The organism is Streptomyces sp. NPDC001493, from assembly GCF_053597235.1.
In genome coordinates this window covers 1-20,814 of record NZ_JBSFHV010000018.1, presented here as the reverse complement: position 1 = coordinate 20,814, position 20,814 = coordinate 1, and the positions used below count along the sequence as shown (strand labels likewise).

Genomic DNA, 20,814 nt, shown 5'->3' with positions numbered 1-20,814 from the left:
AGAGGGAGCATGTGTGTGTATTGCCACACCCTGACCGGCTGCGCCCCCGGCTACCCTCTGTGAGCTGCCTACAAAAGGGACCCCCGATGGCCTTCGCCCCGTTCGACTGGACCGAGGAGGAGTCAGGCCGCCGCGCCGCCGCCGGACTCGTCCGCACGCTGCGCCCGCGACCTGCCGAAACCGAGGTGCTGGACCTCGCGAGCAACGACTACCTGGGGCTCACCCGGCACCCCGAGGTGACCGGGGCGGCGGCCGGAGCGGCACGGAAGTGGGGCGCGGGTGCCACGGGCTCACGCCTGGTCACCGGCTCCACCGCCCTCCACGCGGAACTCGAACGCGAACTCGCCGACTTCTGCGGCTTCGAGGCCGCCCTGGTGTTCTCCTCCGGCTACGCGGCCAACCTCGCCGCGCTCACCGCCCTCTCCCGGGCCGACGGCCTCATCGTGTCCGACGCGGCCAACCACGCCTCGATCGTGGACGGTTGCCGACTGGCGCGCGCGAGGACCGAGGTGGTGGCGCACGCCGACCCCGAGGCGGTCCGCAAGGCCCTGGAGTCCCACGCCGGACCGGCCCTGGTGGTCTCCGACTCGGTCTTCTCCGTCGACGGGGACGCCGCCCCGCTCACCGCCCTCGCCGCCGTCTGCCGGAGCGCGGGCGCCGGGCTGGTCGTCGACGACGCTCACGGTCTCGGGGTGCTCGGAGCGAGCGGCCGCGGCGCCCCGGCCGCCTGCGGGCTGTCGGGGGACGAGGGGCTGGTGGCCACGCTCACCCTCTCCAAATCCCTGGGCAGCCAGGGCGGCGCGATCCTGGGACCCGCACCGGTGATCCGTCATCTCGTCAACACGGCCCGCACCTTCATCTTCGACACGGGGCTCGCACCCGCCTCCGCCGGTGCCGCGCTCGCGAGCCTCGCGGTACTGCGGAGGGAGCCGGAGCGCGCCGCCCGGGTGCGCGAGGTCGCCACCCGGATGTACGAACGGCTGACCGCGGCGGGGCTGAGCGCGGCCCGCCCGGACGCCGCCGTGGTGTCCGTGCGGGCGCCCTCCCCCGAGTCGGCGGTCCGCTGGGCGGCGGACTGCCGGGAAGCCGGCATCGCGGTGGGGTGCTTCCGCCCGCCGTCGGTCCCGGACGGCGTCTCGCGCCTGCGGCTCACCGCCCGGGCCGACCTGACGGACGACCAGGTCGACACCGCCCTGGACACGATCATCCGTACGGCTCCGAGGGGCACCGCCTGACCGGAGAGCGGAAGCCCGCCCACGTCACCGCAGCCGGTACGCCCCCGGGCCCGCGCGCTCGCTCCCGGTTCCGGTGCGCTCAGCCCCGGATCCCGCCCGCGCCGGGTTCCTGGAGGCCGCACACGAACGCCCTCCAGGCAGGCGCGGAGAAGGACAGATGGGCCCGGCCCACGTCCTTGGAGTCGCGTACGGAGAGCAGGGCCGGTCCATGCACCGCCGTCTCCACGCAGTTGTTCATACCGGTACTGCGGCTGCTGCGGCGCCACGGGGAAGCGGGCGGTGCCAGGTGGTCGGGCATGGTGCTCCTTCGGATCGGTGGACGCTGCCGGGGCCGTCCGGCGGTCCGGCCGGGTTTGGGGTGTTGGTCACGGCCGCCTCCAGGCCGTGTGCCGAAAGTCCCGCCCGCCCCCGGGCGGACGGCGCTACTTTCGCCCCGTGCCCTGGCGGCCGATCGCCGCGATGAGGTCCCTCGACCGCTCGGGCGAGAGAGCGCGTCTTCGCATGGCGCGGAAAGCGGAACCGTACGCCTCCAGATCCTCTTTCCGCTCCAGATAGTGACTACGCGTCAAGTGGTCGAGAACGACCACATCCAGAGCCGAAGTTGTCGGAAAAGAGAAGATGACGAACGGGCCGGTCAGCCCGACGTACCCCCCGACACTGAACGGGACCAACTGGATCTCCACGTGAGGGAGTTCCGACATGCTGACGAGATGGTCGAGCTGCTCGCGCATCACGCGCCGCCCGCCCACCTCGCGCCGCAGCACCGCCTCGTCGAGAACGGCGGTGAGCCGCAGCGGGGCGTCGCACCGCAGCACCGACTGGCGGGCGAGCCGGACCTCGACCAGGGCGTCCAGATGGGCTCCCGGTATGCCGTCCAGCGCGGACTCGGTGACCGACCGCGCGTAGTCGGCGGTCTGGAGCAGTCCGGGGACCACCGAGGTCTCCAGTGTTCTCGCGGTCTCGGCCTGCGCCTCCAGGGCGATGAAGTCGCGGTACTGCGGCGGAATGATGCCCCGGTAGGCGTGCCACCAGCCCGTGTCGCGGCCGTCCGCCGACCCGGCCAGCGCCGAGAGCAGGGTGCGCAGTTCGGGATCGACGACGGCGTACGCGTCGAGCAGGCGGCCGACATCGGCCGGGGACACGCCGCTCGCGCCCGTCTCGATCCTGCTCACCTTCGACTGGTGCCAGCCCAGCAGCGATGCCGCCTGTTGGCTCGTGAGTCCCGACGAGTGGCGCAGACTCCGCAGCTCTTCCCCGAGTTTGCGACGGCGCACGACGGGGCCGTTGCCCATTCCGGTCTCCTTCCGCCGGGCGGCACGGTCGACCGCTCCGTCGGCCGACCTGGAAGCAAGTGTGCCGAATGTTCGAGCTCCGGTGAGCCGGAGTTCACCGCATTGAGCGATAGATATATGCATATCTCGGCAGATCGTGCCTGCATGGGGTCCGGCGGTGGCACTCTGGCGCCAGGCACAATCCGGGCCGATAGGGGTCGGCCGGGCGGAAAGGGACGGCGTCGCCATGGCGGATCATCAGGAAGCACATGTCACCCTGCCGAGCGATCCGGTGTCGGTGTCAGCGGCCCGCAGACACGTGACCCGCGTCCTCGCGGAGTGGGGCATGCACGACGACACGGAGGACGCCGGGACGATCCTGCTGATCGTCTCGGAGCTCGCGACCAACGCGGTCCTGCACACACTGGGCCAGTCGCCCACGTTCACGGTGCGGCTGGTGCTCGACCGCGACGAGGAACTCCGGCTGGAAGTGACGGACAGCCACCCCCGGTGGCCCAGACGGCTGCCCCCGGCCGTGCAGCGGGACAACGGGCGGGGCCTGGCGATCATCCGGATCCTCGCCGGGGAGTGCGGCGGACGCTTCGGCGTCACCCCGACCGAGGACGGCGGCAAGACCGTGTGGGTCGTGCTGCCCTGGTCCGTACCGGTGCGGAGCTGACGTCGCGCCCGGCCCGTACGGGCGACCGTGCGACCCGGCGGGGTCGTCGCACGTTGCCGCGTCCGGGCCGGGCGCCGCACGCCGGCGGCACGGGGCCCGGTGTGCGTCAGCGCACCCGTCCGTACCAGACCCGCTTCGTCCAGATCCGCTCCAGGCGCACCACGGCACCGGTCTTCGGGGAGTGCCAGATCTTGCCGTTTCCGGCGTAGATGCCCACGTGGTAGACGCTGCGACCGCTGTGGAAGAAGACCAGGTCGCCCCTCCTGCGCTGCGAGGAAGTGATGTGGCGCGTCTTGTTGTACTGCTGCTGCGCCGTGCGGGGCAGCTTCTTGCCGACCCGCTTGAACGAGTAGAGCGTCAGCCCGGAGCAGTCGAACCGCCGGGGACCGGTGGCGCCCCACTGGTAAGGGGCGCCCTTCTTGGACGCGGCGACCCGGAGCGCCTTCGTCGACTGGACGGCGGCCTCGGCGTCGGACACCAGGCCGGGGGCCAGCATGGTCGAGCTGAGGGCCAGAGTGAGGACCGAGGCCGTACCGGCCCGGGTGAGCAGAGACGGGACATGAACCTGCGCAGTCATGCGCAACCCTTCGTCAGCCGCCTGTGAAAGATGACCTGTCGGGTTCGGGCTGGCGAAGTCGCCCGGCCGCGCATTGCGGCTTCACCCCGAGGGGCGGCCGGTTGCCCGGTCGACCCGTTGTGCTCGGGTCCTCCACTCCTGCCGATCCACTCCTGTCGACCCGTCATCCGCGCGGCGGCAGGACTCGGCGTCCGCGCGGACCGCCCCGTCAGGGTGGCGGGGGCTTGTCGTCCCACGGATCTTGACCCAGGCCGTGCGGGATTTTCGAGGTGGCAGAGGAAGTCAGTACGGTCGGCCGACGTTGCGCCGGGAGAGTGGGGGAGCGTCCCGCGCGGCCGGGGGCGCGCACCCCGGGATCCTCCACCGAGGCTGCGGGGTGCGGTACTTGGGGGATGGGGAGAACGCGGGGGAGCGCACATCGGGAGGGCGGTGCGGCGGACCGAACCTCTGCGCCGAATGGGCGGAAAATCGGATATTCCTCACGGGCGTGTCGCCGGAATCGGGGAACGGCTCCGGTCCGGCCCGGATCCCGCCCGGGTCGCGCCGCCAGGACCTGTCAGGACCTATGAGGAACTCCAGCGGATCGGGTGGCCGTCCGGGCCGTTGGTGAGCCAGGACCCGTCCCCGAGGGGCTGGATGTCGTAGGCGTTCTCGCCGTGCGTGTCGAACGCGGCGCCGACCCGGCCGGTGCGCGCGTCGACGGGGTAGTGGCGAAACCACTCCTGCCCGTCCTCCGTCTCGCCGCCGAGCGTGACGACGACGGTGTTCCGGTCCAGGTATCCGCCGCTCCACTCCACGTAGATCTCTTCCATGTCGTGCTCGAAGGCGTCGACGGAGAGGGCGAACCTCACTTCGCCGTCCGGGTACGTGTGGACGGCCATGTCGCCCTGACCATGATCGACCGTCATGAAGTGACGCCCGTCGGGCGAAAGGCCGATGAGGCACCTGTCGTCCCAGGGGTAGCGGAACAGGTCCATCCGCCCATTCGACACCGACGCCCGGTAAATGACCGAGCCGTCCTGCCCCTCGCCCACGTCGAGGAGGATCTCGCCGCCCGCCCGGTGCGCGAGCTGGATGCCACCGTGCCCGACCGTGTCCAGATCCGTCTGCGCGAGAACCGCTCCGGTTCCGGCGTCCAGGGCGACCCACTGGTCCGGGCGGCCCCGGCCGGCCACGGGCCGGTAGATCCAGGCCACGAGCCCGTCGGACGAGAGGGCGCAGCCGGGCCTGTGCCCGAACCGTTCGTCCGACTCCGGTTCGAACTCCGACCGCCAGACCTCGGCCCCGTCGGCCGCCACGCAGACGGCCGCGTTCAGGGTCGTGTAGAAGACGTGGTGCAGGCCTGGGGGAGCGGTGTGGTCGACGACGTCGTCCCCGGCCGACGGCCGGAAGGCATTGGCGGGCGGCAGAGCACCCCAGGTGTCGGCGGCCGGTTCGTAGGCGCATATGTCACCGCCGACGAGCCGGGTGAGGGGCTGGAGGTGGTCGGTGGAGCGATTCATGTTCAGGAGCGTACGGAACATGATCGTCCGAGATCACCGTGGCCAGGGCCGAGGCAGGGGCGGCCGGTCGCCTTCCGTCGCTCCGGCGCAGGCCGAGCCCGTCAACTCCCGTTCTCGGGCGGCACGGTGACCCGCCCTGCCCGCCGTTCCCCGTCCAGCGCACGCAGCGCCCGGGCCAGCGTGGCCGCATGGATCCGGTCCTCGCCGCGCTCGTGCATCAGCGCCAGGGCGTCCCGCAGCGTCGCCGCGTGCGAGGCCAGCGCCTGGGCCGCCCGCAGTGCCGCGTAGGTGTCGCTGCCCCGGGCGGGGTTGATCCGGCCCACCTGGTCGAGGACGGCGAGATAGCGGTCGATGAACTCCGCCTCCGCGTGGGTCAGCGCGGGAAGCGGTGGCAACTCCGGGGGCAGCATGGGGTTCACCTCGTGGGGGCACGGTGGCGGGTACGCGGTGCGGTGTTCCGACGCGGTCGGAGCGGCCGTGAGTGGTGGGCTCCGGCGCGGAGGACGAGGGTCACGGCCGATGTCACCGTCGATGCCGTCGGCGACGGGCCCGACTTCCGACGGTCGCCCCCGCACGGGTTCGGGCAGGGAGGGCTGCTGGATTACTACCCGGGTGACCGGCCGGCCATGTCGGCGCCCGGACGCGCCCGGGACGGCACGGGGTGCGCGCCCCGGTCCGGTGCGCGCCGTATACGAGGCGAGGGCGTGAGGGCGGCTCAGCGGTACCGGTCCGGGGGGCGGTCCGGCCCGCCGGGGCCGTGCCTCCGTACCGGACGGCGTCCCCATGTGACCGGCCCAGTTAACGCGACGGAAAAACTTCCGCCCTAACGTGCGGTGTCTGACCGGTGTGCCCGCCCCGGCGATCGACGAGCTGTCGTCGTCCGACGGGTGTACCGCGTCCAGGGTTACGACCGGGCGCGAGACGATGAGGTGGAAGCGTGCAACTCACCCCGCACGAGCAGGAACGCCTGCTCATCCATGTGGCCGCCGACGTCGCCGACAGGCGCCGGGCGCGCGGGCTTCGGCTCAACCACCCGGAGGCGGTCGCGCTGATCACGTCACACATCCTGGAGGGCGCGCGCGACGGGCGGACCGTCGCCGAACTCATGGCGTCCGGACGGAAGGTGCTCACCCGCGCCGACGTCATGGACGGCATCCCGGAGATGATCCACGACGTCCAGGTGGAGGCCACCTTCCCGGACGGCACCAAGCTCGTCACCGTCCACGATCCGATCGTCTGAGGGGCGCCGTGATTCCCGGAGAGATCCTGTACGCGGACGGGGCCGTGCCGATCAACGAGGGCCGCCCCGTCACCCGTCTCACCGTCCTCAACGCGGCCGACCGGCCCGTACAAGTCGGCTCGCACTACCACTTCGCCGAGGCCAATCCCGGCCTCGACTTCGACCGGGGGGCCGCGCACGGCCTGCGGCTGAACATCGCCGCCGGGACGGCCGTGCGCTTCGAGCCCGGCATCCCCGTGGACGTCGAACTCGTGCCGCTCGCAGGCGCCCGCGTCGTGCCCGGCCTGCGCGGCGAAACCGGAGGTGCCCTCGATGGCTGAACTCGACCGTGCCGTCTACGCCGACCTGTTCGGCCCCACCACCGGCGACCGCATCCGGCTCGCCGACACCTCCCTGCTCGTGGAGATCGAGGAGGACCGCTCGGGCGGCCCCGGGCGGGCCGGTGACGAGGCGGTGTTCGGCGGCGGCAAGGTGATCCGGGAGTCCATGGGACAGGCCCGCACCAGCCGGGCCGAGGGCGCCCCCGACACGGTCATCACCGGTGTGGTCGTCATCGACCACTGGGGGATCGTCAAGGCGGACGTCGGCATCCGCGACGGGCGCATCACCGGGATCGGCAAGGCCGGAAACCCGGACACCATGGACGGGGTCCACCCCGATCTCGTCATCGGGCCCGAGACCGAGATCATCGCGGGGAACGGCAAGATCCTCACGGCGGGCGCGATCGACGCGCACGTGCACTTCATCTCGCCGACCCTGGTGGACCAGGCGCTGTCCTCCGGGATCACCACCCTCGTCGGCGGCGGAACCGGACCGGCCGAGGGCACCAAGGCCACCACCGTCACCCCCGGCTCCTGGCACCTCGCCCGGATGTTCGAGGCGCTGGAGGGGTACCCCGTCAACATCGGGCTCCTCGGCAAGGGCAACACCATGTCCCACGAGGCCATGCGGGCCCAACTGCGCGGCGGGGCACTCGGGTTCAAGATCCACGAGGATTGGGGGGCGACGCCCGCCGTCATCGACGCCTGCCTGCGGGTCTGCGAGGAGAGCGGCGCCCAGCTCGCCATCCACACGGACACCCTCAACGAGGCCGGCTTCGTGGCGGACACCCTCGCCGCCATCGCGGGCCGCACGATCCACGCGTACCACACCGAGGGGGCCGGCGGCGGGCACGCGCCCGACATCATCACCGTCGTCTCCGAGCCGTACGTCCTGCCCAGCTCCACCAATCCGACGCGCCCGCACACCGTCAACACCATCGAGGAACACCTCGACATGCTGATGGTCTGCCACCACCTCAACCCGGCCGTCCCCGAGGACCTCGCGTTCGCCGAGTCCCGCATCCGGCCGTCCACCATCGCCGCCGAGGACATCCTGCACGACCTCGGGGCCATCTCGATCATCTCCTCCGACTCCCAGGCCATGGGGCGGATCGGCGAGGTCGTCCTGCGCACCTGGCAGACCGCGCACGTCATGAAGGCGCGCCGGGGTGCGCTTCCCGGCGACGGCGCGGCCGACAATCACCGGGTGCGTCGCTATGTCGCCAAATACACGATCAACCCGGCGGTGGCGCAGGGGCTCGACCGTGAGATCGGCTCGGTCGAGACCGGCAAGCTCGCCGACCTCGTCCTCTGGGACCCCGCCTTCTTCGGGGTGAAGCCCCAGCTGGTCATCAAGGGCGGCCAGATCGCGTACGCGCAGATGGGCGACGCGAACGCGTCCATCCCGACGCCCCAACCGGTCCTGCCGAGACCGATGTTCGGCGCCATCGGCCGGGCTCCCGCCTCGAACTCCTTCAACTTCGTCTCGGCGGCGGCTATCGAGGACGGGCTGCCCGAACGCCTCGGCCTCGGCAAGCGGTTCGTGCCGATCACCAGCACCCGCGGCGTCACCAAGGCCGACATGCGGGAGAACGACGCACTGCCCCGCGTCCAGGTCGACCCGGACAGCTTCGCCGTGACGATCGACGGGGACCTCGTCGAACCCGCACCGGCCAGGGAACTTCCCATGGCCCAGCGCTACTTCCTCTTCTGATCGGGCGGGACCCATGTCACGCGCAGCCCTGCTCGTTCTCGCCGACGGCCGGTTCCCGGCCGGAGGCCACGCCCACTCCGGCGGGGCCGAACCGGCCGTCACGGCGGGACGCGTCCGCGACGCGGGCGACCTCGCAGACTTCTGCCGGGGCCGTCTGCACACCACCGGCCTCACCGCCGCCGCGCTCGCCGCGGCGGCGGCCCTGGGCCACGACCCGCTCGCGCTCGACGAGGCGGCGGACGCCCGTACGCCCTCACCCGCCCTGCGGGCCACCGCCCGCAAGCTCGGCCGCCAGTTGATGAGGGCAGCCAGGTCCACCTGGCCGAGCCCTGCCCTGGACGCGCTCGCGGCCGCCCGGCCCCGTGGCGCCCACCAGCCCGTCGTCCTCGGGCTCACCGCGGCCTCGGCCGGGCTGACCCCCGAGGACGCCGCGCACTGCGCCGCGTACGAAGCGGTCGGCGGGCCCGCCACCGCCGTCGTCCGGCTGCTCTCGCTCGACCCCTTCGAGGCCACCGCCGTCCTCGCCCGGCTCGCCCCCGAACTCGACCGCGTCGCCGAACAGGCCACCGCGGCCGCCCGGCAGGGCATCGACGCCCTGCCCGCCGCCTCGGCCCCGCTGCTCGACATCGCCGCCGAGACCCACGCCACGTGGCCGGTCCGCCTCTTCGCGTCGTGACGCGAAGGGAACACGCGTGCCGGCAGCACACGCACCCGCAACCCACAGCCCCCAGGAGCCGCACCATGCATCTCGACCACTCGCACGACGGACCCGCCGCGGTCGGCGCGGACGCCGCACGGCCTGACGGCACACGCCGCGCCCTGCGCATCGGACTGGGCGGACCGGTCGGTTCCGGCAAGACCGCCACCGTCGCGGCCCTCTGCCGGACCCTGCGCGACCAGTTCTCCATCGCCGTGGTCACCAACGACATCTACACCCGCGAGGACGCGGAGTTCCTGCTCCGCAACGCGGTCCTCCCGCCCGAGCGCATCCAGGCCGTCGAAACCGGCGCCTGCCCCCACACCGCCATCCGCGACGACATCTCCGCCAACCTCGAAGCGGTCGAGGATCTGGAGGACAGCGTCGGCCCGCTCGACCTCATCCTGGTCGAGTCGGGCGGCGACAATCTCACCGCCACCTTCTCCAAGGGGCTCGTCGACGCCCAGGTGTTCGTCATCGACGTGGCCGGCGGCGACGACATCCCGCGCAAGGGCGGCCCCGGCGTGACCACCGCCGACCTGCTCGTCGTCAACAAGACCGACCTCGCCCCGTACGTCGGTTCCGACCTGGACCGGATGGCCGAGGACGCCGCCAAGCAGCGCGGTGAACTGCCCGTCGTCTTCACCTCGTTGACCTCCGCCGACGGAGTCGCCCCGGTGGCCGGCTGGGTGCGGTCCCAGCTCGCCGCCTGGTCCTCGTGAGCGTCACCGCCACCGCCCGCATCCGCGCCGTCGCGGACGGGCGGCGTGCCACCGTGCTGCCGGTGCTGGAGAGCGACGGCCCCCTCGCGCTCCGCCGGACCCGGGCCGGCGCACCGTACGCGGGGGTCACGGTCGTCGGCGCGATGAGCGCACCCCTCGGCGGCGACCGCCTCGCCGTCGAGGTGGACGCCGGGGACGGGACCCGGCTCACCGTCGGCGCCGCCGCCGCCACCGTCGCGCTCCCCGGCCCGGCCCCCGCCCACTACGACGTCCGGCTGACCGTGGGCGAGGACGCCGAGCTGCACTGGCTCCCGGAGCAGCTGATCTCCGCCCGGGGCAGCGAACTGCGGATGGCCACCACCGTCCACCTCGCCCCCACCGCGCGGCTGGTACTCCGCGAGGAACAGGTGCTCGGCCGCCACGGCGAACCCACCGGCGCCCTGACCACCCGCCTCACCGTGCGGCGTGGCGGGCGCCCGCTGCTCGACCAGGAGCTCTCCTACGGTCCCGGCGCGGCCGGGGGATGGGACGGTCCCGCCGTACTGGGCGGCCATCGGGCGGTCGGGCAACTCCTCATCGTGAAACCGGAGTTCGAGGAGAAGCCGGTGGAAACCCGCCTCCTCGGCCCCACCGCCGTCCTGACCCCGCTGGCAGGTCCCGCCGCACTGGTCACGGCCGTCGCCGCCGACGCGCGCCTGCTGCGTGCGGTCCTGGACAGGGCCCTGGCGCTCGTAACCGACGACTCAACAGCCCCCGCAATGAGCTGATTCAACGGCAGAACGAGCCAAGTTCGCTGAGCAGTACAGCAGTTACCGGTTATCGGTTCGGCAAAGAAAGGGCGCTCCGCCCTGTTCTCAGGAACCTCACAGGGGAAATGATCCACGGGAAACCGTAGATCCGCGCCGCTCCACGCGGCGCGACACCCATGGGGGAGGTTCCACTTGAGACGCACTGCAGTGCTCGGCGCGGCCGGCACTCTGATCGCGGGGACGCTCATAGCGGGCATGACGGCCGCACCGGCCGCCGGAGCGGACAACCGGCACACCGGCGCGGCCGAGGCGCGTGGTGCCGCGATCGCCGCGGACCGCGCCGGGCGCACGGGCATCGACTGGGCGGACTGTCCCGCCGACTACGCGCTTCCCAAGCCCATCCAGTGCGGCTGGGTGACCGTCCCGCTCGACTACGCGAAGCCGTACGGAAAGCAGATCAAGCTCTCCGTCGACCGCCACGTGAGCACCGGGACGGCCGCCGAGCGCCAGGGCGCCCTCGTCTACAACCCCGGCGGCCCCGGCGGCTCCGGCCTGCGCTTCCCGACCCGGATCACCAACAAGAACCCGATCTGGACCAAGGTCGCCGCCGCGTACGACTTCGTCGGCTTCGACCCGCGCGGCGTGGGCCACTCCGCCCCCATCTCCTGCGCCGACCCGCAGGAGTACGTCAAGGTCCCCAAGGCCGACCCGGTCCCGGACACCGAGGCCGACAAGCTGGCCCAGCGCAAGCTCGCCGCCGAGTACGCGGCCGGCTGCGCCGAGCGCAGCGGCGATCTGCTGCCGCAGATGACCACCCTCAACACCGCGCGCGACCTGGACGTGATCCGGGCGGCACTCGGCGAGAAGAAGCTGAACTACCTGGGCGTCTCCTACGGCACCTACCTGGGGGCGGTCTACGGCACGCTCTTCCCGGGACACCTGCGCCGCATGGTCGTGGACAGCGTCGTCAACCCGGAGCAGAGCAACATCTGGTACGAGGCCAACCTCGGCCAGGACGTCGCCTTCGAGAACCGCTGGCAGGACTGGCAGGCCTGGGTCGCCCTCCACGACGACGTCTACCACATCGGCGACACCCCGCAGAAGGTCGAGCAGGCATGGCTCACCCTGCGCGCCGCCGCGAAGAAGAAGCCGATCGGCGGCGTCGTCGGCCCCGCGGAGCTCATCGGCTTCTTCCAGAGCGCCCCGTACTACGACTCCACCTGGGCACCCGTGGCCCAGACCTGGAGCGACTACCTGGCCGGCGACACCCAGGCGCTCGTCGACGCCATCGCCCCCGACCTGAGCGACACCGCGGGCAACATCGCCACCGAGAACAGCAACGCCGTCTACACGGCGGTCGAGTGCGCGGACGCGCAGTGGCCGACCAGCTGGCGCACCTGGAACCGGGACAACACCCGGCTGCACCGCGACTACCCGTTCCTGACCTGGGCCAACGCGTGGATGAACCTCCCCTGCGCCACCTGGCCGACCAAACGGCAGACCCCGCTGGAGGTGAAGACGGGCAAGGGCCTCCCGCCCGTCCTGATCGTGCAGTCCACGCGTGACGCCGCCACCCCGTACGAGGGAGCGGTCGAGCTGCACCAGCGGTTCAAGGGCTCCCGGCTGATCACCGAGAAGGACGCCGGATCGCACGGGGTCACCGGCCTCGTGAACACCTGCATCAACCAGCGGGTGGACACCTACCTGCTCACCGGCCGCACCGACCGGCACGACGTGACGTGCACCCCGCACGCCACGCCCGTGCCGTAACCACAGGTCCCGCCTCGAAAGGGGTGCGGGTGGCCGGACACGTCCTCGGCCACCCGCCCCCCCCGGTCCGGACGGAGCCCGGGGGCCTCAGCGTTCCGGGCCGGACCTTTTCGCGGCGGCCGCGCCGGCGGCCTTCACCTTCGCCGCGTACTCGTCGACGTACTCCTGCCCGGACAGATTCAGAATCGCGTACATGATCTCGTCCGTGACGGCCCGGATCGCCGCCTTCTGGCCGTCCAGCCCCGCGTACCGGGAGAAGTCCAGCGGCTCCCCGAAACGGATCGTGACCCGCCGGATGCTGGGGACCTTCTGCCCGGGCGGCTGGATCTCGAAGGTGCCGACCATCGCGCAGGGGATCACCGGAACCCCCGCCCTGATGGCCATCACCGCGACCCCCACCTTGCCCTTGTAGAGGCGCCCGTCGTGCGAGCGGGTGCCCTCCGGGTAGATGCCGAGAAGCTCGCCCTTGGCGAGGACCCCGAGCCCCTCACGGATGGCCGCCGCACCCGCCTCCTTGCCCGACCGGTCCACCGGGATCTGGCCGATGCTGTGGAAGAACGCCGCCGTCAGCTTCCCCTTGATCCCGGGGCCGGTGAAGTACTCGGCCTTCGCCAGGAAGGTGATGCGGCGCTTCAGCATGGCCGGCATCAGGAAGTGGTCCGAGAAGGAAAGGTGATTGCCCGCGACGATCGCGGCTCCTTCCGCGGGGATGTGGTCGAGCCCCTCGATGCGGGGCCGGAAGAGCAGCCGCAGCAGCGGGCCGAGCACGGCGTACTTCAGTACGTAGTAGAACACGGAGGGTGAACCTCGTTCTGCCGGATCGGCCTCGGGCTGCTTCGTACCGGACACCCGTCCAGGGGGTGCGGGCCCGTCAGTCTAAGCCGTGCGACGCCGTGGGCCCCTGGTGCGCGGGCGGGACACCCGGGGCGGGCGGACCCGGGAACCCGGTCCGCCCGCCCCCGTCAGGCGTCCCGGACGGCGAGCATGCCGAGCGTGCACAGCCCCAGCACCACCCAGCCGAACCAGAGCCAGCCGTTGCTCCCCAGCGCCACCGTGTACGCCGTCACCGCCACCAGGGCCGTGACGGTGATGACTCCCATGGACTTCGTCGATCCGGACATGCGCGCACGCTCCTCGTCGGCCGCGCGGCCGTTGGGTCCATGGTCGCCCCGCAGGCGGGTGCCGCGCTACCGTCCGCGCGTCTGCAAAGAGGCGAGATACGCGTTGTACGCCGCCAGCTCCTGATCGCCGTCCCGGTCCGCCGCCCGGTCCTCGCGCTTCGCGAGCCGCTGGTCGGAGCGGTACCACTGGAAGACCAGCGCGATCAGCACCAGCACGGACGGCACCTCGCTGAAGGCCCAGGCGATACCGCCCGCCCAGCTCTGGTCGCTCAGCGCGTCGACGCCCAGCGAGGCCGGAGGGTGCTTGTACGACTCCACCATCGGCTGGGACGCCATCATCAGGGCGATGCCGAAGAACGCGTGGAACGGCATCCCCGCGAACAGCTCCAGCATCCGCATCACGTACCCGGGCCGGTGCGGCCCGGGGTCGATCCCCATGATCGGCCAGAAGAAGACCAGCCCGACCGCGAGGAAGTGCACCATCATCGCCAGATGCCCCGGCTTCGATCCCATGAGGAAGTCGAAGAGCGGGGTGAAGTACAGGGCATAGAGGCTCGCGATGAACAGCGGGATCGTGAAGACCGGATGCGTGATGATCTTCATGTAGCGGCTGTGCAGCAGCATCAGCAGCAGCTCGCGCGGGCCCTTGCCGCCGCGCCGCCGCGCCACCGGCAGCGCCCGCAGCGCGAGGGTCACCGGCGCGCCGAGCAGCAGCAGGATCGGCGAGAGCATGCTGATCACCATGTGCTGGATCATGTGCACGCTGAACATGACCATGCCGTAGTCGTTCAGCCGGGTGCACATCACCAGGGCGATGCTGAGCACCCCGACGACGAAGAAGGCGATCCGGTTGACCGGCCACTCGTCCCCGCGCCGCCGCAGCCGCACCACGGCCCAGCCGTACAGGGCCAAGGCCGCGAGGCAGCCGACCAGGAAGAACGGGTCCGCCGAGAACGCGAGCCCGCGGCCCAGTGTGAACGGCGGCAGATCCATGTTCATGCCGTGCCCGCCGTGATCCATCTGTTCACTCCTGCTGGGGGACGATTCGTGCCGGTTGTCCGGTCCAGACTAGGACTGCCCCCGACCGCACTCGCGGCCGGGGGCAGTCCCGGGGTGTCGTGGCAGCTCCTCGCCGAAAGCCGGAGCGGGGCGGGGCGGGGAGAGCGTCAGAGGACGCACTCCACCTCGGCGTACCGCTCCGCGGGAACGGTCTTGAGGGTCTCCACCGCGGAGGTCAGCGGAACCATCCTGATGTCCGTGCCCTGCAGCGCCGTCATCATGCCGAACTCGCCGCGGTGCGCGGCCTCCACCGCGTGCCAGCCGAACCGGGTGGCCAGCACACGGTCGTACGCCGTCGGGGTACCACCGCGCTGCACGTGGCCGAGAATGACCGGGCGGGCCTCCTTGCCGAGGCGCTGCTCCAGCTCGACCGAGAGCTGGGACGCTATCCCCGCGAAACGCTCGTGGCCGTAGATGTCCTGGGAACCGGTGGCGAAGTCCATCGTGCCGTCCTGCGGCTTGGCGCCCTCGGCGACGACCACGATGGCGAACTTCTTGCCGGCCGAGAAGCGCTCCCCGACGACCCTGGTCAGCTCGTCGATGTGGAACGGGCGCTCCGGCACCACGATGGCGTGCGCACCGGCCGCCATGCCCGAGTGCAGGGCGATCCAGCCGGTGTGACGGCCCATGACCTCGACGATCAGCACCCGCTGGTGCGATTCGGCGGTCGTCTTCAGCCGGTCCAGCGCGTCGGTGGCCACACCCACCGCGGTGTCGAAGCCGAAGGTGACGTCGGTGGAGGCGATGTCGTTGTCGATGGTCTTCGGTACGCCGACGATCGGCAGCCCCGCCTCGGAGAGGAGGTTGGCCGCCTTCAGCGTGCCCTCGCCGCCGATCGGGATGATCGCGTCCAGGCCCAGGTCGGCGACGTGCCCCTTGGCGCGCTCCACGCCACCGCGCAGGTGCGCGGGCTGGACCCGGGACGAGCCGAGGATGGTGCCGCCGAGGGCCAGGATGCCGCCGACCGCGTCGAGGTCGAGCTTGCGGTAGTCGCACTCCAGCAGGCCGCGCCAGCCGTCGTGGAAGCCGATGACCTCGTCGCCGTGGTCGACAACCGCCCGGTGCACGACGGAGCGGATGACTGCGTTGAGGCCGGGGCAGTCGCCGCCGGACGTGAGGACACCAATGCGCATTGCCCGAGGAACCTTTGCAACGTGGGCCGACGACCGGACCGCGTCGTCCGGCTGAATACCCGCCACCCTACCGGCGCAGGGTGGCGGGACCGAACCCACTGTCCGCCTGCTGGACTCCGCTCAGTTGAGCCGGAATCGCCTCAGGCGAAACAAGGTGCGTACCTCAGCTGAAACAGGGCCGATACATCAGGCGGGCTGGGTCGTCGCGGCGATCCGCTCGGACCTCAGCGCCTCGTACCAGTGGTCGTTCACCGGCGGCAGCGCGTTGACGTCGAGGGCCAGCTTCAGCAGCAGATCGGCGATCTGCGGATTGCGCGCCAGCACCGGACCGTGCATGTACGTCCCGAACACGGTGTCGCTGTACGCGCCTTCGGTGCCGTCCCCGGTGCCGTTGCCGCGCCCCACCCGGACCCGGGCGAACGGACGTGCCGTCGGTCCGAGATGGGTGACGCCCTGGTGGTTCTCGAAACCGGTGAGCGGCGGCAGACCGAGGTTCGGGTCGATGTCGCCCAGGACGTCACCGACGCACCGCGCGCCCTCGCCGCGGGTCGTCACCACGTCGAGCAGACCGAGCCCGGGCTCCCGCTCCCCGAGGTCGTTGATGAACTCGTGGCCCAGGATCTGGTAACCCGCGCAGACCGAGAAGATGATCGCGCCGTTCGACGCGGCCCGGCTCAGCCCGCCGTCGCGGCGCAGCCGCTCCGCCGCCAGCCGCTGCGGCCGGTCCTCACCGCCGCCGATGAGGTAGATGTCACCGGACGTGGGGATCGGCTGGTCGCTGCGTACGTCGACCCGCTGGACGTCGAGACCGCGCTGCCGTGCCCGCCGCTCGACGACGAGGGCGTTGCCCTGGTCGCCGTAGGTGCTGAGGAGGTCGGGATAGACCCAGACCAGACGCAGACCGTTGTTGCTCATGCTTCGTCCTCTCCGGAGGCCCTGGCGGGGATCAGTTGCCGACACGACGGCGCAGATCCTGGAAGGCGGTGTAGTTGGCGATGACCTCGATACGGCCGGGCGGGGCCAGCTGGACGGCCTCGTCCAGGGTCTCGCAGACACGGAAGTCCAGACCGGCCACTTCGAGCCGGACGGCGAGGTCCATCTTGCGGTCCCCGAGCACGAAGATCGGGTGACCGGACAGCTGCGTGTAGTCGACGTCCCACAGCCACGAGGTGTCCGTGCCGTCCGCGCCGCGCGCGTTCACGGAGAGGATCACCGGCGTCGGCGGCGGGTCGATCAGCGAGAACGTCTCCAGCCAGCCGGCCGGGTTCTTCGCCAGCAGCAGCCGCAGGTCGCGGTCGTGGAACGAGACCACGTCGTAGCGGCCCGCCACGGCCTGCACCTGGTACATCCGCTCCAGGGCCACCTGCGGGGGCACGCCGAAGACGGCGGCCACGGCGGCCGACGAGGTCGCGTTCGCCTTGTTCGCGCGACCGGGCAGCTGGAGGTGGATCGGCCACGCGGAGCCGTGCGGGTCGAGTACGTAGTCGCCGTTGAGCGCCCAGCTCGGCGCCGGACGGCGGAAACCGCACTGACCGCAGAACCAGTCGTCCCCGGGGCGCTGCATCACACCGCCGCAGGAGGGGCAGGACCAGGCGTCGTCCTTCCAGGCCTGGCCGGCCGCCACCCACACGACGTTCTGGGAGGACGAGGCCGCCCAGACGATCAGCGGGTCGTCCGCGTTGGCGATGATGACGGCCTTCGAGCCCGCCAGTCCCTCGCGCCAGTGCTCCGCCAGCATGCGGGTCTCCGCGGCGCGGTCGAGCTGGTCGCGGGAGAGGTTGAGCAGCGCGATCGCCTTGGGCGTCGTGTCGCGCGCCACTCCGGCGAGGTACTTCTCGTCGACCTCGATCACGCCGAACCGGGCGTCCGATCCGCCGGCCAGCGCCGAGGTGATGCCCGCGGGCATGTTCGCGCCCAGCGCGTTCGAGACGACGGGCCCGGCGGCCCGCAGCGCCTCGGCGATCAGCCGGGTGGTGGTCGTCTTGCCGTTCGTCGCCGACACGAGGATCACGTCCAGGTGCTGCGCCAGCCGCCCCAGCAGGTCGGGGTCGAGCTTGAGCGCCACCCGGCCGCCGATCACCGATCCGCTGCCACGCCCCGCCGCGCGCGACACCGCCGCCGCGGCCTTGCCCGCCGTCACGGCCAGCTTGGCCCGCGGCGACAACGGCTCCGTGTTGCCTGCCATCGTCCTAGATCCTCCTTGCATCGGTCCACGCCCAGCCTATCGATGTCCGGAGCGACGGCCGCACCGCGGCACCACGGAACGGGGCGGTCAAGCCGGACCGTACCCTTACGGCCATGCGAAACCGCCCGATCCCCGGCAGTTCCGGAATCATTCGTACCGTGAGCACCCTCGGCGACCCCGTCCTCCACCGTGCCTGCGAGGACGTCACCGATTTCGGTCCCTCCCTCGCCCGGCTGGTGGAGGACATGTTCGCCACCATGTACGCGGCCCGGGGGGTCGGCCTCGCGGCCAACCAGATCGGTGTGCCGCTCCGGGTGTTCGTATACGACTGCCCGGACGACGATGACGTCCGCCACCTCGGCCACGTGGTCAACCCCCGGCTGGTGGAGGCGGACGGCATCACCGTACGCGGCCCGGAGGGGTGCCTGTCGCTGCCGGGCATCGAGGCGGGCACCCCGCGCTTCGACCGGGCGGTGGTGCGCGGGCGCACCGTCACCGGCGACGAGGTGGAGATCACCGGTACGGGTTGGTTCGCGCGCTGTCTCCAGCACGAATGCGACCACCTGGACGGCACGGTCTACACCGACCGGCTGACCGGACTGCGCCGGGCGCGGGCGCTGCGCAAGGCCCGCCGGGCCCCCTGGGCCACCCAGGACCGAACCACGTCCTGAACCGCCGCAGCGGCCGCGGGGGCCCTCAGAAGCCGGGTGCGCCCGGCCGGTCGCCGACCTCGGCCAGCCGGCCCCAGAGCAGGTCGGCGAGGCTGCGTACCAGTCGTTCGCGGGGTACGGGCCGGTCGCCGAGCCACCAGTCGCCCGCCGCGTGCATCATCCCGACGATGCCGTGTCCCCAGATCCGGGCCGTCTCCTCGCCGTCGGCGCCTAGGTCCACCCGTTCCGCGATGACCTGGCCGAGCTCCTCGCCCAGGCGACGCAGCAGGGGCACGGAGTGCCGGCCCGTGTCGAACCCCTGCTCGGGCGCCGGGGTGTCGTCCGACGGGTGCATGAGGAAGCGGTAGACCTGCGGACGGGCCTCGATGGCCGCGAGGTAGGTGTCGAGCGTGTTCTCCACCCGCCGGCGGCGTTCGGCCGGGGCGTCGAGAGCCGCGCGCAGGTTGCTGAGCAGGGCGTCGGTGTGGCGCTGCGCGAGGGCGCGGTAGAGGCCGCCCTTGTCGCCGAAGTGGCGGTAGAGGATCGGCTTGGTGATGCCCGCCTCGGCGGCGATGGCGTTCATGGAAGCCCTGGGGCCGTCCCTGAGCACCACCCGGTCGGCTGCCTCCAGCAGTTCCCGGCGTCGCTGCTCGGCCGCCGTCCGCTGCCGATCGACCTGTCGTGCGGTCTCCATCTGTCGCCCTTTCCCCACCCCTGACACCTCTGGCCTGGCGCTTTGCGCGCGCCCGGGCAACGTAACACCCCGCTCCGACGGGGCGCCGACCGGTCCAGGGGCGGTTGACAGCGGCTACTTGCCGGTAACAGACTGCTGTTACCGTAAGTAACGCGATGTCGGGCAGTACATGGAGGGGAACATGGCAGAGTTCACGCTTGAGCTCAACGACGACCAGAAGCAGGTACGCGACTGGCTCCACGGTTTCGCCGCCGATGTGATCCGGCCGGCGGCGTCGGAGTGGGACGAGCGTGAGGAGACCCCCTGGCCCGTCATCCAGGAGGCGGCCAAGGTCGGCATCTACTCGCTCGACTTCTACGCCCAGCAGTTCTTCGACCCCACCGGCCTCGGCATCCCGGTGGCGATGGAGGAGCTCTTCTGGGGCGACGCGGGCATCGCCCTGTCGATCGTCGGTACGGGCCTGGCGGCCGTCGGCGTGCTGGCCAACGGCACCGAGGAGCAGATCGGCACCTGGATCCCGCAGATGTACGGCGACGCCGACGACGTCAAACTCGCCGCCTTCTGCTCGTCCGAACCCGACGCAGGCTCCGACGTCGCCTCGATGCGCACCCGGGCCGTCTACGACGCGGCCAAGGACGAGTGGGTGCTCAACGGCACCAAGACCTGGGCGACCAACGGCGGCATCGCCAACGTCCACGTCGTGGTGGCCGTCGTCGACGCCGAACTCGGCTCGAAGGGCCACGCCTCCTTCATCGTGCCGCCGAACACCCCGGGCCTCTCCCAGGGGCAGAAGTTCAAGAAGCACGGCATCCGGGCCTCCCACACCGCCGAGGTGGTCCTGGAGGACGTCCGCGTCCCCGGCCACTGCCTCCTCGGCGGCAAGGAGAAGCTCGACGAGCGCCTCGCCCGCGCCCGCGAGCGGGCGAAGTCGGGCGGCGAGCGGGTGAAGAACGCCGCGATGGCCACCTTCGAGGCCTCCCGCCCGGCCGTCGGCGCCATGGCGGTCGGCACCGCCCGCGCCGCGTACGAGGTCGCCCTCGACTACGCCAAGACGCGCACCCAGTTCGGCCGCCCGATCATCGACAACCAGGGCATCGCCTTCCAGCTCGCCGACATGCGCACCCGGATCGACGCGGCCCGGCTGCTGGTCTGGCGCGCCTCCTGGATGGCCACCACCAACAAGCCCTTCACCTCGGCCGAGGGCTCGATGTCGAAGCTCTACGCCAGCGAGACCGCGAAGCAGGTCACCGCCCAGGCCGTCCAGATCCTCGGCGGCAACGGCTTCACCCGCGAGTACCCGGTGGAGCGGATGCACCGGGACGCGGCGATCTACACCATCTTCGAGGGCACCAGCGAGATCCAGCGCCTGGTGATCGCCCGCACCCTCTCCGGAATGCCGATCCGCTGACCCACCGCGACGGCCGGGGCGCCGGGGGTACGTACCCCCGGCGCCCCCGCCGCGGACCCCCGCCGCGGCCCGCAGGCGGGCACCGGGG

Annotated in this window: 23 protein-coding genes; 11 read left to right on the top strand and 12 right to left on the bottom strand. The window is 71.7% G+C overall.

Annotation, left to right across the window (positions count from 1 at the left end):
- Positions 1-86 precede the first annotated feature (86 nt).
- Positions 87-1,235 (top strand): 8-amino-7-oxononanoate synthase, encoded by a 1,149-nt coding sequence (locus ACWCWD_RS24285; protein ID WP_450775544.1) that lies wholly within the window; start codon positions 87-89, stop codon positions 1,233-1,235.
- Between the two features lie 79 nt (positions 1,236-1,314).
- On the opposite strand, the gene ACWCWD_RS24280 is transcribed toward ACWCWD_RS24285, so the two are convergent.
- Together ACWCWD_RS24280 and ACWCWD_RS24275 are read right to left on the bottom strand one after the other, a co-directional pair.
- The gene (locus ACWCWD_RS24280) at positions 1,315-1,533 is read right to left on the bottom strand and encodes a DUF397 domain-containing protein (protein ID WP_450775542.1); all 219 of its coding nucleotides are present in this window, start codon (positions 1,531-1,533) and stop codon (positions 1,315-1,317) included.
- A gap of 124 nt (positions 1,534-1,657) precedes the next feature.
- Positions 1,658-2,527, bottom strand: a complete 870-nt coding sequence (locus ACWCWD_RS24275) for a helix-turn-helix domain-containing protein (protein ID WP_450775540.1) — start codon at positions 2,525-2,527, stop codon at positions 1,658-1,660.
- A gap of 226 nt (positions 2,528-2,753) precedes the next feature.
- Here ACWCWD_RS24275 and ACWCWD_RS24270 point away from each other — a divergent pair, with 226 nt between their 5' ends.
- Positions 2,754-3,185, top strand: coding sequence for an ATP-binding protein (locus ACWCWD_RS24270; protein ID WP_450775538.1), 432 nt, complete (start codon positions 2,754-2,756; stop codon positions 3,183-3,185).
- A gap of 106 nt (positions 3,186-3,291) precedes the next feature.
- On the opposite strand, the gene ACWCWD_RS24265 is transcribed toward ACWCWD_RS24270, so the two are convergent.
- The 3 genes from ACWCWD_RS24265 to ACWCWD_RS24255 form a co-directional block, all read right to left on the bottom strand.
- Positions 3,292-3,762, bottom strand: coding sequence for a C40 family peptidase (locus ACWCWD_RS24265; RefSeq protein WP_450775536.1), 471 nt, complete (start codon positions 3,760-3,762; stop codon positions 3,292-3,294).
- A 563-nt stretch (positions 3,763-4,325) separates the two neighbouring features.
- The gene (locus ACWCWD_RS24260) at positions 4,326-5,264 is read right to left on the bottom strand and encodes a hypothetical protein (RefSeq protein WP_450775534.1); all 939 of its coding nucleotides are present in this window, start codon (positions 5,262-5,264) and stop codon (positions 4,326-4,328) included.
- Between the two features lie 101 nt (positions 5,265-5,365).
- Complete coding sequence (locus tag ACWCWD_RS24255; RefSeq protein WP_450775532.1) at positions 5,366-5,674, bottom strand: hypothetical protein; 309 nt, start codon at positions 5,672-5,674, stop codon at positions 5,366-5,368.
- A gap of 527 nt (positions 5,675-6,201) precedes the next feature.
- Between ACWCWD_RS24255 and ACWCWD_RS24250 the strand changes: the two genes are divergently transcribed.
- The 7 genes from ACWCWD_RS24250 (at position 6,202) to ACWCWD_RS24220 (ending at position 12,476) form a co-directional block, all read left to right on the top strand.
- On the top strand, positions 6,202-6,504 hold the full coding sequence (locus ACWCWD_RS24250) for an urease subunit gamma (RefSeq protein WP_450775530.1): 303 nt from the start codon (positions 6,202-6,204) through the stop codon (positions 6,502-6,504).
- Between the two features lie 8 nt (positions 6,505-6,512).
- Positions 6,513-6,824, top strand: coding sequence for an urease subunit beta (locus tag ACWCWD_RS24245; RefSeq protein ID WP_450775528.1), 312 nt, complete (start codon positions 6,513-6,515; stop codon positions 6,822-6,824).
- Positions 6,817-8,538, top strand: a complete 1,722-nt coding sequence (locus ACWCWD_RS24240; RefSeq protein WP_450775526.1) for an urease subunit alpha — start codon at positions 6,817-6,819, stop codon at positions 8,536-8,538. Before ACWCWD_RS24245 ends, ACWCWD_RS24240 begins: the two co-directional genes overlap by 8 nt.
- Before the next feature lie 13 nt (positions 8,539-8,551).
- Positions 8,552-9,214, top strand: a complete 663-nt coding sequence (locus ACWCWD_RS24235; RefSeq protein WP_450775524.1) for an urease accessory protein UreF — start codon at positions 8,552-8,554, stop codon at positions 9,212-9,214.
- Between the two features lie 65 nt (positions 9,215-9,279).
- Positions 9,280-9,957 carry an urease accessory protein UreG gene (gene ureG / locus ACWCWD_RS24230; protein ID WP_450775522.1) on the top strand — a complete coding sequence of 226 codons (678 nt, stop codon included), beginning with the start codon at positions 9,280-9,282 and terminating at the stop codon, positions 9,955-9,957.
- Positions 9,954-10,724, top strand: coding sequence for an urease accessory protein UreD (locus tag ACWCWD_RS24225; protein ID WP_450775520.1), 771 nt, complete (start codon positions 9,954-9,956; stop codon positions 10,722-10,724). Before ureG ends, ACWCWD_RS24225 begins: the two co-directional genes overlap by 4 nt.
- A 174-nt stretch (positions 10,725-10,898) precedes the next feature.
- A complete protein-coding gene (locus ACWCWD_RS24220; protein ID WP_450775518.1) occupies positions 10,899-12,476 on the top strand; it encodes an alpha/beta hydrolase in 1,578 nt (525 codons plus the stop codon).
- Positions 12,477-12,563: 87 nt separating this feature from the next.
- Here ACWCWD_RS24220 and ACWCWD_RS24215 read toward each other — a convergent pair whose 3' ends face one another.
- From ACWCWD_RS24215 to ACWCWD_RS24190, 6 genes are all read right to left on the bottom strand, one after another.
- On the bottom strand, positions 12,564-13,271 hold the full coding sequence (locus tag ACWCWD_RS24215; RefSeq protein ID WP_450775517.1) for a lysophospholipid acyltransferase family protein: 708 nt from the start codon (positions 13,269-13,271) through the stop codon (positions 12,564-12,566).
- Positions 13,272-13,438: 167 nt separating this feature from the next.
- The gene (locus tag ACWCWD_RS24210; RefSeq protein ID WP_450775515.1) at positions 13,439-13,597 is read right to left on the bottom strand and encodes a hypothetical protein; all 159 of its coding nucleotides are present in this window, start codon (positions 13,595-13,597) and stop codon (positions 13,439-13,441) included.
- 66 nt (positions 13,598-13,663) lie between these two features.
- The gene (locus tag ACWCWD_RS24205; protein ID WP_450775513.1) at positions 13,664-14,617 is read right to left on the bottom strand and encodes a cytochrome c oxidase assembly protein; all 954 of its coding nucleotides are present in this window, start codon (positions 14,615-14,617) and stop codon (positions 13,664-13,666) included.
- A gap of 146 nt (positions 14,618-14,763) precedes the next feature.
- Positions 14,764-15,789, bottom strand: coding sequence for a 6-phosphofructokinase (locus ACWCWD_RS24200; protein ID WP_450775511.1), 1,026 nt, complete (start codon positions 15,787-15,789; stop codon positions 14,764-14,766).
- A gap of 186 nt (positions 15,790-15,975) precedes the next feature.
- A complete protein-coding gene (locus ACWCWD_RS24195; protein WP_386893780.1) occupies positions 15,976-16,704 on the bottom strand; it encodes a type 1 glutamine amidotransferase in 729 nt (242 codons plus the stop codon).
- Positions 16,705-16,735: 31 nt separating this feature from the next.
- Positions 16,736-17,974: a MurT ligase domain-containing protein gene (locus tag ACWCWD_RS24190; protein WP_450775509.1), complete on the bottom strand. Its 1,239-nt coding sequence runs from the start codon at positions 17,972-17,974 to the stop codon at positions 16,736-16,738.
- 113 nt (positions 17,975-18,087) lie between these two features.
- Here ACWCWD_RS24190 and def point away from each other — a divergent pair, with 113 nt between their 5' ends.
- Complete coding sequence (gene def / locus ACWCWD_RS24185; protein ID WP_450775507.1) at positions 18,088-18,645, top strand: peptide deformylase; 558 nt, start codon at positions 18,088-18,090, stop codon at positions 18,643-18,645.
- 25 nt (positions 18,646-18,670) lie between these two features.
- On the opposite strand, the gene ACWCWD_RS24180 is transcribed toward def, so the two are convergent.
- Positions 18,671-19,318 (bottom strand): TetR family transcriptional regulator, encoded by a 648-nt coding sequence (locus tag ACWCWD_RS24180; protein ID WP_450775505.1) that lies wholly within the window; start codon positions 19,316-19,318, stop codon positions 18,671-18,673.
- 181 nt (positions 19,319-19,499) lie between these two features.
- On the opposite strand from ACWCWD_RS24180, the gene ACWCWD_RS24175 reads away from it, so the two are divergent.
- Complete coding sequence (locus tag ACWCWD_RS24175; protein WP_327174410.1) at positions 19,500-20,726, top strand: acyl-CoA dehydrogenase family protein; 1,227 nt, start codon at positions 19,500-19,502, stop codon at positions 20,724-20,726.
- The last annotated feature ends 88 nt before the right edge of the window (positions 20,727-20,814 follow it).

What these genes read in the sequence shown, in the direction of transcription:
- ACWCWD_RS24285 (WP_450775544.1), top strand. Translation starts at nt 87, where the DNA reads ATGGCCTTCGCCCCGTTCGACTGGACCGAGGAGGAGTCAGGCCGCCGC.
- ACWCWD_RS24280 (WP_450775542.1), bottom strand. Translation starts at nt 1,533, where the DNA reads ATGCCCGACCACCTGGCACCGCCCGCTTCCCCGTGGCGCCGCAGCAGC.
- ACWCWD_RS24275 (WP_450775540.1), bottom strand. Translation starts at nt 2,527, where the DNA reads ATGGGCAACGGCCCCGTCGTGCGCCGTCGCAAACTCGGGGAAGAGCTG.
- ACWCWD_RS24270 (WP_450775538.1), top strand. Translation starts at nt 2,754, where the DNA reads ATGGCGGATCATCAGGAAGCACATGTCACCCTGCCGAGCGATCCGGTG.
- ACWCWD_RS24265 (WP_450775536.1), bottom strand. Translation starts at nt 3,762, where the DNA reads ATGACTGCGCAGGTTCATGTCCCGTCTCTGCTCACCCGGGCCGGTACG.
- ACWCWD_RS24260 (WP_450775534.1), bottom strand. Translation starts at nt 5,264, where the DNA reads ATGAATCGCTCCACCGACCACCTCCAGCCCCTCACCCGGCTCGTCGGC.
- ACWCWD_RS24255 (WP_450775532.1), bottom strand. Translation starts at nt 5,674, where the DNA reads ATGCTGCCCCCGGAGTTGCCACCGCTTCCCGCGCTGACCCACGCGGAG.
- ACWCWD_RS24240 (WP_450775526.1), top strand. Translation starts at nt 6,817, where the DNA reads ATGGCTGAACTCGACCGTGCCGTCTACGCCGACCTGTTCGGCCCCACC.
- ACWCWD_RS24235 (WP_450775524.1), top strand. Translation starts at nt 8,552, where the DNA reads ATGTCACGCGCAGCCCTGCTCGTTCTCGCCGACGGCCGGTTCCCGGCC.
- ureG (WP_450775522.1), top strand. Translation starts at nt 9,280, where the DNA reads ATGCATCTCGACCACTCGCACGACGGACCCGCCGCGGTCGGCGCGGAC.
- ACWCWD_RS24210 (WP_450775515.1), bottom strand. Translation starts at nt 13,597, where the DNA reads ATGTCCGGATCGACGAAGTCCATGGGAGTCATCACCGTCACGGCCCTG.
- ACWCWD_RS24205 (WP_450775513.1), bottom strand. Translation starts at nt 14,617, where the DNA reads ATGGATCACGGCGGGCACGGCATGAACATGGATCTGCCGCCGTTCACA.
- ACWCWD_RS24200 (WP_450775511.1), bottom strand. Translation starts at nt 15,789, where the DNA reads ATGCGCATTGGTGTCCTCACGTCCGGCGGCGACTGCCCCGGCCTCAAC.
- ACWCWD_RS24195 (WP_386893780.1), bottom strand. Translation starts at nt 16,704, where the DNA reads ATGAGCAACAACGGTCTGCGTCTGGTCTGGGTCTATCCCGACCTCCTC.
- ACWCWD_RS24190 (WP_450775509.1), bottom strand. Translation starts at nt 17,974, where the DNA reads ATGGCAGGCAACACGGAGCCGTTGTCGCCGCGGGCCAAGCTGGCCGTG.
- def (WP_450775507.1), top strand. Translation starts at nt 18,088, where the DNA reads ATGCGAAACCGCCCGATCCCCGGCAGTTCCGGAATCATTCGTACCGTG.
- ACWCWD_RS24180 (WP_450775505.1), bottom strand. Translation starts at nt 19,318, where the DNA reads ATGGAGACCGCACGACAGGTCGATCGGCAGCGGACGGCGGCCGAGCAG.
- ACWCWD_RS24175 (WP_327174410.1), top strand. Translation starts at nt 19,500, where the DNA reads ATGGCAGAGTTCACGCTTGAGCTCAACGACGACCAGAAGCAGGTACGC.